The 10,062-nt window shown below is 72.1% G+C and carries 9 protein-coding genes; 7 read left to right on the forward strand and 2 right to left on the reverse strand.

The features are described from left to right. Positions 1 to 96: 96 nt before the first annotated feature. Both VIM26_RS09470 and VIM26_RS09475 read right to left on the reverse strand, forming a co-directional pair. On the reverse strand, positions 97 to 1,734 hold the full coding sequence (locus VIM26_RS09470; RefSeq protein WP_331950468.1) for a CDP-alcohol phosphatidyltransferase: 1,638 nt from the start codon (positions 1,732 to 1,734) through the stop codon (positions 97 to 99). Then, positions 1,727 to 3,757 (reverse strand): acyltransferase family protein, encoded by a 2,031-nt coding sequence (locus VIM26_RS09475; RefSeq protein ID WP_331950470.1) that lies wholly within the window; start codon positions 3,755 to 3,757, stop codon positions 1,727 to 1,729. The genes VIM26_RS09470 and VIM26_RS09475 overlap by 8 nt, the downstream gene beginning before the upstream one ends. A 114-nt stretch (positions 3,758 to 3,871) precedes the next feature. Between VIM26_RS09475 and VIM26_RS09480 the strand changes: the two genes are divergently transcribed. The 7 genes from VIM26_RS09480 (at position 3,872) to VIM26_RS09510 (ending at position 9,738) form a co-directional block, all read left to right on the forward strand. Then, positions 3,872 to 4,633, forward strand: coding sequence for a class I SAM-dependent DNA methyltransferase (locus VIM26_RS09480; protein WP_331950472.1), 762 nt, complete (start codon positions 3,872 to 3,874; stop codon positions 4,631 to 4,633). Positions 4,634 to 4,802: 169 nt separating this feature from the next. Further along, a complete protein-coding gene (locus VIM26_RS09485) occupies positions 4,803 to 5,741 on the forward strand; it encodes a zinc-binding alcohol dehydrogenase (protein WP_331950474.1) in 939 nt (312 codons plus the stop codon). A gap of 3 nt (positions 5,742 to 5,744) precedes the next feature. After that, positions 5,745 to 6,143, forward strand: coding sequence for a 6-carboxytetrahydropterin synthase (locus VIM26_RS09490; protein WP_331950476.1), 399 nt, complete (start codon positions 5,745 to 5,747; stop codon positions 6,141 to 6,143). Further along, a complete protein-coding gene (locus tag VIM26_RS09495) occupies positions 6,140 to 7,201 on the forward strand; it encodes a glycosyltransferase family 4 protein (RefSeq protein WP_331950478.1) in 1,062 nt (353 codons plus the stop codon). Before VIM26_RS09490 ends, VIM26_RS09495 begins: the two co-directional genes overlap by 4 nt. Beyond that, positions 7,198 to 8,022: a methyltransferase domain-containing protein gene (locus VIM26_RS09500; protein ID WP_331950480.1), complete on the forward strand. Its 825-nt coding sequence runs from the start codon at positions 7,198 to 7,200 to the stop codon at positions 8,020 to 8,022. Before VIM26_RS09495 ends, VIM26_RS09500 begins: the two co-directional genes overlap by 4 nt. Then, the gene (locus tag VIM26_RS09505) at positions 8,019 to 9,053 is read left to right on the forward strand and encodes a lysylphosphatidylglycerol synthase transmembrane domain-containing protein (RefSeq protein ID WP_331950482.1); all 1,035 of its coding nucleotides are present in this window, start codon (positions 8,019 to 8,021) and stop codon (positions 9,051 to 9,053) included. Before VIM26_RS09500 ends, VIM26_RS09505 begins: the two co-directional genes overlap by 4 nt. Next, entirely contained in the window at positions 9,046 to 9,738 is a 693-nt protein-coding gene (locus tag VIM26_RS09510; RefSeq protein WP_331950484.1) for a RibD family protein, read from the forward strand. The genes VIM26_RS09505 and VIM26_RS09510 overlap by 8 nt, the downstream gene beginning before the upstream one ends. Positions 9,739 to 10,062: the final 324 nt, after the last annotated feature.

The raw sequence follows: 10,062 nt of genomic DNA on the forward strand, positions 1-10,062 counted from the left end.
TATGGCAACCACAAAACGAGAGCCAATTCGGACACCCGACGTCGCCCGCCTCATCGGCCCAGCCGCCCTGGTCTGTCGCCTCCCATGCGCATGCGGCTACGGTCCGTAAGCGCCGAGGAACCGATTGCGGAAATCGTCCATCGACCAGACCGGTGCGTCCGGCCGGGGCCGCAGTCCGTCCTGCCAACCCCACGGGGAGATCCGGCTCATGACCGCGGGATCGTGGGAGATGAGCGTGATCGGCACGTCGTGGCTGGCGCCCTGGCCGGAGACGATCGTTGCGGGCTGGTGGTCACCGAGGACGACGAGCACGAGATTCTTGTCGTGGTAGGTCTGCACGAACGAGATGAGAGAGTTCATCGAGTATTCGACGGACTGCCCGTATGCGGCCCGCACCCGGGTGGGGTTCTTCCACACGGCGGCCGGCGACGGGCCCTGTTTGGGCATTGCGTCGAACACTGCCCCGTCACCGAGCTGCTTCCAGTCGACCAGGTGGGGCAACGGCGTCCAGGGCGTGTGGCTTGACACGAGATCAATCTCGGCCATCACCGGGGCGCGATGGGGATTCGCGAGCTCGAGGCGTTGGAAGGCTGCCAGGGTGTACTGGTCGGGCACCGGTGCGTAGCTGAACTTCGGTCCGACGTACCCGACGTTCAGGCTGTCGTAGAGCTTGTCGTAGTGATAGAACGACCGCCCCTGCGGCCAGTAGACGTTGTCTGCCGGCAGGTCGCTGACCGTGCGCCAGCCTGCGCGCTTGAACGCGTCGCTGAGGGTGAATCGGTTGCTCGTGACGAGGTCGTCATAGCGCAGCTGGTTATTGATCCACACGCCCGATTGCAGGGTGGAGTGGGCCAGCCAGCTGATTCCGCCGAACGTCGGCGAGGTGAGGAATGCGCTCTTGGTCGAGAATCCGGCCGCCCGGAGTCGGCTCGTGCCGGTGTCCAGCACGGCGTCGACCTGCGGCGAGAAGTCGGACCCCTGGACCGCGACGCGCCCGTAGCTCTCGACGAACACGAAGATGACGTCCTTGCCGCGCAGGCCGGTCAGGAGATCCGCCCCCGGGGTGCGGGCGAAGGCGTCGACGGCGGTGGTCTTCGCGAACGCCCGCTGGTCCTTGAGCCCGACGTACACCTGGCGCAGCTTGCCGACGGCCAGACGCGCCGCACTGCTCGAGGCGAGTGGCGCACCGGGCGCGGCCTGAACTCCGGCCACGGCGCAGAGGGTCCAGACAACCCCGAGCGCGGTGACGGCCCGGAGCGAGGCGGCGCGGTGGCGGCCCAGGATCCGGGTCAGCCGAAGCACCGACAACGGCATGCAGACGAGAACCGCCACGGCCGCGAGCGCGGCGGCCGTCGTGGCGACGATCGCGTCGGTCCTGCCGATCGAGTCACTGAGGACACCGACCGCGGAGCCGAAGTAGCTTCCGTCGACCAACGGGTTGAAGGGCCGGTTCACCGCCACGAAGGCGGCCATGTCGAGGACCTTCATCATGGCCAACAGGCTCAGGGTCACGCCGGCGGCCACCGCCGCGACCCGTCCCGCCCTCGGCGGCAGCAAGAGGACCAGTCCGGCGAACAGCAGCGCCTCGAGCGGGATGCGCACGAAGGCACCGGGCGTCAGCGCGCCGCGCTCGTTCGGACCGACGAGAGCGACCCACACGAGAAGAAAGGCCAGGGTGGTGGTCACCCAGCCCGCGGCGGTGCGGAACCCCCGGCCCACGCCTGCGCTACCCATCGCGCGCCTCGCTCCATCGGCTCGCGGTCTGCATGTCTTCGCCGCCGAGCCGAGGGCGCCCGGCCGAGACGGTGACGCGGCCGAGCTCGACGCTCCGGCGGCGCCACAGCCACCACACGTCGCGTCCGAACGACTCCGCAATCAGGGCGAGCGAAACCACAAGCGCCACAGTCGTCAGGAGGCGGGGCGCAAGCTCCGAGACGGCGAGCGCCAAGGTGATGCCCACGATCGCGGTGACGACCTTGCGCCAATAGCGCGGCGGCAGCGTTCTGCGCATCCATGGCACCAGCCAGCCGGCCACACCGAACGCGTACCGCGCGGCACCGATCGCGAGCACCCAGGCGCCGGCCGTACGTGCGACGTACACGCTCAGGACGAGCATCAGGAACGCGTCGACCTCCCCGTCGAACGTGCCGCCGAGGGCCGACACCGATCCCGTTCGCCGCGCGACCCGGCCGTCGACCGCGTCGAGGGTGAGCGCGACGGCCGTCAGCGCCACCAGCGTCGTCACCGTCGCAGGCCGCGCGGACGGGTCCACGGTCAGCGCCGCGACACCGCCGACAAGCGTGGCCCGGGCGAGGGTCACCCTGTTGGCTGGTCCCAGCCGGTCGGCGCGGTAGCGAGCGAGGCCGCGAGCCAGCAGAGCGTTCGTGAGAACCCCGCAGCCGATGCCGACGACCCAACCGGCGCCGCTGAGCCCGACGGTCCCGGCAAGGACTGCGACCAGCAGCACCTGGGCGATCAGCCCGGTCACCGGGCCGGCGTGAACCGTCTGCACCCGCGTCTCCGTCTCAGTGGTGGTAGCCCGTAGTACGTGAGGGACGCCGGTTCGGTTCATTGCCGATCGAATGCGCGCGGACCGACGAGGCCGCTGGCGGAACGGTATCTCGAACGCCGACGCGAAGAGCCGCGCGAACACGATCGTCAGCGGTACCACCAGGGCGAGTGCGACGACAAAGGACGGAACCCCCTGGCGGACCCGGCCGGCCACGACCAGCTCGTACACGACGACGACGATCGGGCCGTGCGTCAGGTACAGGCTGTAGGACGACAAACCGAGGTTGCGCATCGGCCGCGCGTCGAGCAGGCGCAGCAGGGGCGCCGGCCGGCCGGTGGCCAGCCCGGCCAGCAGGCACCCGACGGCTGGGCCCAGCGCGAGGTCGACCCACAACAGGTGGTCGAGCGTCCACACCGAACCCCGCCTCGAGATCGTCGCGATCACCGGCGTCACCGCGCCGAGCGCGAGCCACGACCACGGCCACGACCTGCGACGCACACCCGCACCCGCACCCGCACCCGCACCCGCCACGATGCCGGCAGCCAGGATGCCGACGGCGAACAGCGCGGCGAGGTCGGGCGGTGACTGGATCACGAAGACGTCCAGGCGAGGGACGTGCGGCCCCAGGACCCCGACGGTCGCCACGACGAGCGTGACGGTGGCGACCATGGCGGTCGTGCCCCAGCGGCGGACCAGCACCAGCAGCAGCGGGAACACGACGTACAGCTGGGCCTCGACGGCGATCGACCAGAACGCTCGGTTGGGACTCGGCGCGCCGACGAGGTTCTGCACCAGCAGGCCGTTGACGAGGACCGATCGCGCGTCGGGCGCCCCCTCCCCCGGCGGAGGGACGAGCAGCCACGCCACGGCGAGGCTGAACGCGAGCGCGGCCCAGTACGCCGGGAGGATGCGGCGGGCCCGCCGGCGCGCGAACCGGGCGACCCCGTCGAGCCGCCAGCCGTGACGTGCCGGCGCCAGCGCCAGCGAGAAGCCGGAGAGCACGATGAACACGACGACGGCGAACCGCCCGTAGATGAACCAGGCGGCCCAGAAGGGTGCCCGGTCCACCGGGTAGCCGGGAAACGCGCGCAGGAAGACGTGGTTCACCACCACGAACAGCGCGGCCAGACCCCGGAGGCCATCCAGGCCCGCGAGCCGCTGCCGCGGAGGACCATCGGACGGGTCGGCCGGCGGCAGCTCGTCGGCGATCCGCCCGGTCACCGGGCCGACCTGTTCCACTCGCACCGTACCTCCGTGTCCGTGGGTACGTGAACTACAACGGTCAACACCATGGTCCGGTTCATTCCGGGCCGGCGGGAAGGGGGCGAAGATCGTCAACCGCGTCTGGGTGGGTCAGTCATGAAGCAGGACGAGCGCACCCCATTCGTCCGGGCCCTGCAGCGAGCCCGCGCGTCGGCGTACGCCCCGGGCGAGTTCGTCGGGCAGGAGAGCTTCATGGGCGCCCGGGAGATTCGCGCCCTTGCCGGTCGGGCCGGCATCGCGCCCGGGGTCAGCGTGCTCGACCTGTGCTGCGGAGTTGCCGGGCCCGGGCGGCTCATCACCCGCGAGCTGGGTTGCACCTATCTCGGGCTGGATCTCAGCGCCAGCGCCATCGACATCGCACGCGAGCGCGCCGCCGACCTGCCCTGTCGCTTCGAGGTCTCCCGGATCCCCCCGATCCCCCCCGGCCCGTTCGACGTGGTCCTGCTGTTCGAGACCATGCTCGCCTTTCGGGAGAAGCAGACGCTGCTTCGGGAGGTCTCCCGCGCGCTGACGACCGGGGGGCGGTTCGCCTTCACGATGGAGGAGGGCATGCCGCTCACCGAGGCTGAGCGGGCGAGCATGCCCGACGACGACACGGTCTGGCTCACCCCCCTGCGGGAGATGCGCGCGTGCTTGGAGCAGGTCGGGTTGGTCGTCCGCTGGCAGGTCGACTGCAGTCGGTCCCACCGCGCCGTCGCGGACTCGTTGATGAACGCGTTTGCCGCCGATGCGACCGGAATCGCGGCGCAGATCGGACGCCCAGCACTGGACGATCTGCTGGACCTCCACCGGCTCTGGAGCGCCTGGCTTCGGCAAGGACGGGTCCGCAAGTTCGCCATCGTGGCCGAGAAGGTGTGAGTGTCGGTCCAGGTTCGCCGCCCCGGGGTTGAACCCGAGGCACCGCTCGGCCGTGGTTGGGTACGACGACGACACGACGAGAAGTGCGATGCCCCGTTCAGTTCGGGGCCTGGGTAGGTGAAGCGGGTTGTTGAGTGAGGCACGCGCATTTTGGCTCCGTGAACCCGGCGTGGGCGAGATCCGGCCTGCGCCGCTGAGCGCGCCGGGTCCCGGTGAGGTGCTGGTGCGAACGCTGCACTCCGGGGTGAGCCGGGGCACCGAGACGCTGGTCTTCCGTGGCGGCGTCCCCGCGAGCCAGTACTCCGCGATGCGAGCGCCGTTCCAGGACGGCGAGTTCCCGGGGCCGGTCAAGTACGGCTACCTGAACGTCGGCGTCGTCGAACAGGGCCCGGCGGAGCTGCGCGGGCGCACCGTGTTCTGCCTCTACCCGCACCAGAGCGCCTATGTGGTGCCGGCGGAGGCGGTGGTCGTCGTGCCCGACGACGTGCCGCCGGCGCGGGCGGTGCTCGCCGGCACGGTCGAGACCGCGGTCAACGCCCTGTGGGACGCCGCACCCCTCCTCGGCGACCGGATCAGTGTCGTCGGCGCCGGCATGGTCGGCTGCAGCGTCGCTCGCCTCCTCACCCAGATTCCCGGCGTCCAGGTGACCCTCGTCGACGTCGACGCGTCGCGGGCCGACGTCGCGGCCACGCTCGACGTCGGCTTCGCGCTGCCGGCTGATGCGGACGGCGGCCGTGACCTCGTGGTGCACACCAGCGCGACGTCCGCCGGTCTCCAACGGTCGCTGGACCTGCTTGCCCCCGAGGGCACCGTGATCGATCTCAGCTGGTACGGCGATGCCGAGGTCAACCTGTCGCTCGGTGGTGCCTTTCATTCCGGGCGGCTGGGGATTCGTGCCAGCCAGGTCGGCGTGGTGTCCGCGGCCCGACGCGGGCGCCGCACGGCCGCCGCGCGCCTGGAGCTCGCCCTGGACCTGTTGCGCGATCCCGCGTTCGACGCGCTGATCACCGGATCATCGCGCTTCGAGGAGCTGCCCGACGTGATGGCCCGGCTGGCCGGTGGGAGCCTGCCGGCGCTCTGCCACACCCTCAACTACGGCGGTGCGTAGCTCATGTTCAGTGTGACCGTCCGCGACCACATGATGGTCGCCCACAGCTTGCGCGGCGAGGTGTTCGGACCGGCGCAGCGCCTGCACGGCGCGACCTTCGTCGTCGACGCGACGTTCCGCAGGGCAGCTCTCGACGCCGACAACATCGTGGTCGACATGGGGCGGGCGGCGCAGGAGCTGCACGCCGTCGTCGGCGACCTCAGCTACCGCAATCTCGACGACGAGGCTGCGTTCGCCGGCATGAACACCTCCACCGAGGCGCTGGCCCAGGTGGTCGCCGACCGACTCGCCGAGCGCGTGCAGGGTGGTGCCCTCGGCGACGGCGCCCGCGGACTGGCGTCGATCGAGGTCACGCTGCGGGAGTCGCACATCGCGTGGGCGAGTTACGAGCGAGCACTATGACCGCAGTGCACGTCGTCGTGCCGGACGGCATCGATGACCCGGCTCAACCGAGCGGCGGCAATGCCTACGACCGCCGGGTCTGCCGGGGGCTCACCGCCCTCGGCTGGTCCGTGCGCGAGCACCCGGTGCCGGGCTCGTGGCCCCGACCGGACGCGGCCGCGCGGGCCGGGCTCGCCCGGGCGATGGCGGAGCTGCCCGATGGCGCCGTCGTCCTGGTCGACGGACTGATCGCCTCGACGGCCCCGGAGGTGCTGGTGCCCGAGTCGGCTCGGCTGCGTCTGGTCGTCCTCGTGCACATGCCGCTGGGTCGCGACTGTGTGGGTGCGGAGGTTGCCGGTGCTCGGGAACGCTCCGTCCTGTCGGCCGCCGCCGCCGTCGTCACGACCAGCGCGTGGACCCGATCCTGGCTGCTCGACCGGTACGCGCTGCGGCCCGCTCAAGTCCACGTCGCGGAGCCCGGCGTCGAGGCGGCCGAGCTCGCCCCGGGGACGGCGTCCGGCGGGGAGCTGCTCTGTGTCGCGGCCGTGATCCCCGGCAAGGGACACGACGTGCTGCTCGAGGCTCTGACCGAGATCGTGGACCTGCCGTGGCGCTGCGTGTGCGTGGGCGCCCTCACCCGCGACCCGGGCTTCGTCAACCGCCTCGGGCGCCAGGCCCGGGATGGCGGGATCAGTGATCGGGTACTCCTCGCCGGGCCACGCACGGGCGCCGACCTCGACGCCGCGTACGCCGCCGCCGACGCCCTGGTGCTGGCCTCCCGCGCCGAGACGTACGCCATGGTCGTCACCGAGGCGCTCGCGCGCGGGCTCCCCGTCGTCGCGACGAACGTGGGCGGACTGCCGCAGGCCCTCGGGCGCGGGGCCGACGGGAGCCGGCCCGGCCTGCTGGTCCCGCCCGACGACCCTGCGGCCCTCGCGGCAGCGCTGCGCCGCTGGCTCGGCGACACCAGCACGCGGCGACGGTTCCGGGAGGTGGCCCACGAGCGCCGCGGCGTCCTGCCCGCGTGGTCCTCCACCGCACTTCGGGTTTCCCAGGTCCTGGCCGAGGTGGCGCCATGAGTGCCGAAACGGTCCGAGTGAGCCCGGCGTGGCTGGGCTTGCGGGAGGCGGCCGACGGCGCGGCCCGCGCAGTCGACCTCGTCGAGCAGCTCCGGCCGCACCTACCGGCCGGCGGCGGAGCGACCATCCACGACCTCGGCTGCGGCACCGGGTCGATGGGACGCTGGCTCGCGCCGCGGCTGACCGGGAGGCAGCACTGGGTGCTGTACGACCGGGATGCCGATCTGCTCGCCCATGCCGCCGCGACGATGCCCGCCGGGGCCGCCGACGGAGCCGTGGTCACCGTCGAGACCCGGCAGCGCGACGTCACCCGGCTCGACCAAGCCGACCTGGCCGGCGCGTCCCTGATCACCGCCTCCGCGCTGCTCGACATGCTGACCGCGGACGAGCTCGAACGATTCGTCACGACCTGCGCGCGCGCCGGCTGTCCCGTGCTGATCACGATCTCCGTGATCGGCCGCGTCGATCTCAGGCCCGCCGATCCGTACGACGCGCACATCGCCGGCGCGTTCAACGCCCACCAGCGCCGCACGACCGGGGGCCGGCGCCTGCTCGGTCCGGACGCCGTCGGAGCCGCAGCCGACGCATTCACCCGGCTCGGCATGGACGTCGCCGTCCGGCCCAGCCCCTGGCTGCTCGACGCCGACCAAGCCGCACTGACGGGTGAGTGGTTCAGGGGCTGGGTGGCTGCCGCGTTCGAGCAGCAACCAGGGCTGGCTCTCGCGGCCGCGGGGTACGCGCGGAGTCGGGCGGCCGAGGCGACGGCCGGCCGGCTGAGCGTCCAGGTGCACCACCACGATCTGATGGCCTGGCCCCGATGACCACCCGACGGACCGACGAACCCGACACGACAAGGGCGACGCACTCCCGGGCCGTGTGGAGGTCGGCGCGGCTGCTGGGCGGCGCCGCGATCCTGTCGGTGCTGGTTTGGCGCCTCGGTGCCGGCCCATTCGTCGACGCCGTCCGCAGGGTCGACGGATGGTCGGCGGCGGCGGCGGCCGGCATCGCGGCGCTGACCACCGTCTGCTGCGCCTGGCGGTGGAGCCTGGTCGCTCGCGGTCTCGGAGTCGGCCTGCCGATGCGCACCGCCGTCCCCGCGTACTACCGGTCGCAGTTCCTCAACACGACGCTCCCCGGCGGGGTGCTCGGCGACGTGCACCGTGGCGTGCGCCACGGCCGCGAGGTCGGCGACCGGAGCCGAGGCCTGCGGGCCGTCGCCTGGGAACGCTCCGCCGGGCAGGTCGTCCAGCTCGTGCTGGTGACGACCGTTCTGCTCCTGGCGCCGTCGCCGATGCGAGCATCCATGCCGGTCGTGGCGGCCGCCATCGTGGCGGCAGGGGCGGGCGTTGTCCTCCTGGGGCGGACCCTTCCTGCGCGCGGGTCGTCGCGATGGGGACGCAACCTGCGCACGGCGACCGCCGACGTCCGCAACGGGCTGCTGGCGCCGCGGGCGTGGCCCGGCATCGTGCTCGCCTCCGCAGTCGTGGTGGCCGGCCATGCTGCGACCTTCCTGATCGCCGCCCGGACCGCCGGGTCGACCGCGTCACCGGCCCGGATGCTGCCGCTGGCGTTGCTCGTGCTGCTGGCCATGGGAATCCCCACGAACATCGCCGGCTGGGGTCCGCGCGAGGGCGCCGCCGCCTGGGTGTTCGCCATGGCCGGGCTGGGCGCGGACCAGGGCGTCGCTACCGCCGTCGTGTACGGCGTCCTGGTGTTCGTCGCCAGCCTGCCCGGGGCCGTCGTACTCGTTGCGGCCTGGCTCCGTCGGGGCTCCCGAGCCGATGGCCGGCCAGGCTCGTCCCCACCGCCGGTACCCTCCCCCGCCGTGCTGGAAGGTGCCGCCCGTGGCTGACCGTCCGTACACCCTCCTGAGCTGCGCCACGTCCCTCGACGGCTATCTCGACGGCGCGACCGAGAAGCGCCTGCAGCTGTCCAACGACGCCGACCTCGACCGCGTGGACGCCGTTCGCGCGGCCTGCGACGCGATCCTCGTGGGCGCGGCCACCGTCCGGAACGACAACCCGCGCCTCCTGGTGCGGACGAAGGCGCGACAGGACGAGCGGGTCGCCAACGGGCACGGGCCATCGCCGATCAAGGTGACCGTGACCGCGCGGGCTGAGCTGGACCCGCGCGCGAACTTCTTCGCCGCCGGCGACTGCGAGAAGCTGGTCTACTGCGCGAGCGCGGCGGTGGCGCAGGCTCGCGACCGGCTCGGTCGGGTGGCGACGGTCGTCGACGCCGGCCGGCCGGTGGACATGCAGTGGGTCAGCGAGGACCTCTACACCCGGGGCGTCCGGCGGCTCATGGTCGAGGGCGGCGGAACCGTGCATACGCAGTTCCTGACCGCCGACCTGGCCGACGAGCTGCAGCTGGTCGTCGCCCCCTTCTTCGTCGGCGACTCCCGTGCGCCGCGGTTCGTCAGCGACGGACGGTTCCCCTGGAACCCGGACCGGCGCGCAACCCTCGCCGAGGTGCGCCTGATCGAGGACGTGGTGCTCCTGCGGTATGCGCTCTCGGCGCGATTCCGGATGAGCTGACCGAGGAGGTCCCTTGCCTATCACGTGGTGCTCGCGTGGTAGCGCCAGAATCGGGCGATGATCGCGAGCCCGGAACCACGAGATGAGGATCCCCCCTCATGGGTGGTCGCGGAGGTCCTGCAAGGGCGTGACGAGGCAGAGGTGCCACTCCCTGGCGGTGACGTCACCGACGGGGTAGTGCGCAATGGACGTAACTTAAGGTCCACGCAGGCGGGATCCAGAGGAGGATCCCCGCTCGGGGGCGACTGGCAGGGGGTCCTAAGTTGCGACCATTGGGGCTTGGCGGGTCGGGCCCGGTTGGTTCTCCGCGGCTCGGCCGACTCG

Source organism: Pengzhenrongella sp. (assembly GCF_036565025.1).
Classification (GTDB): domain Bacteria; phylum Actinomycetota; class Actinomycetes; order Actinomycetales; family Cellulomonadaceae; genus Pengzhenrongella.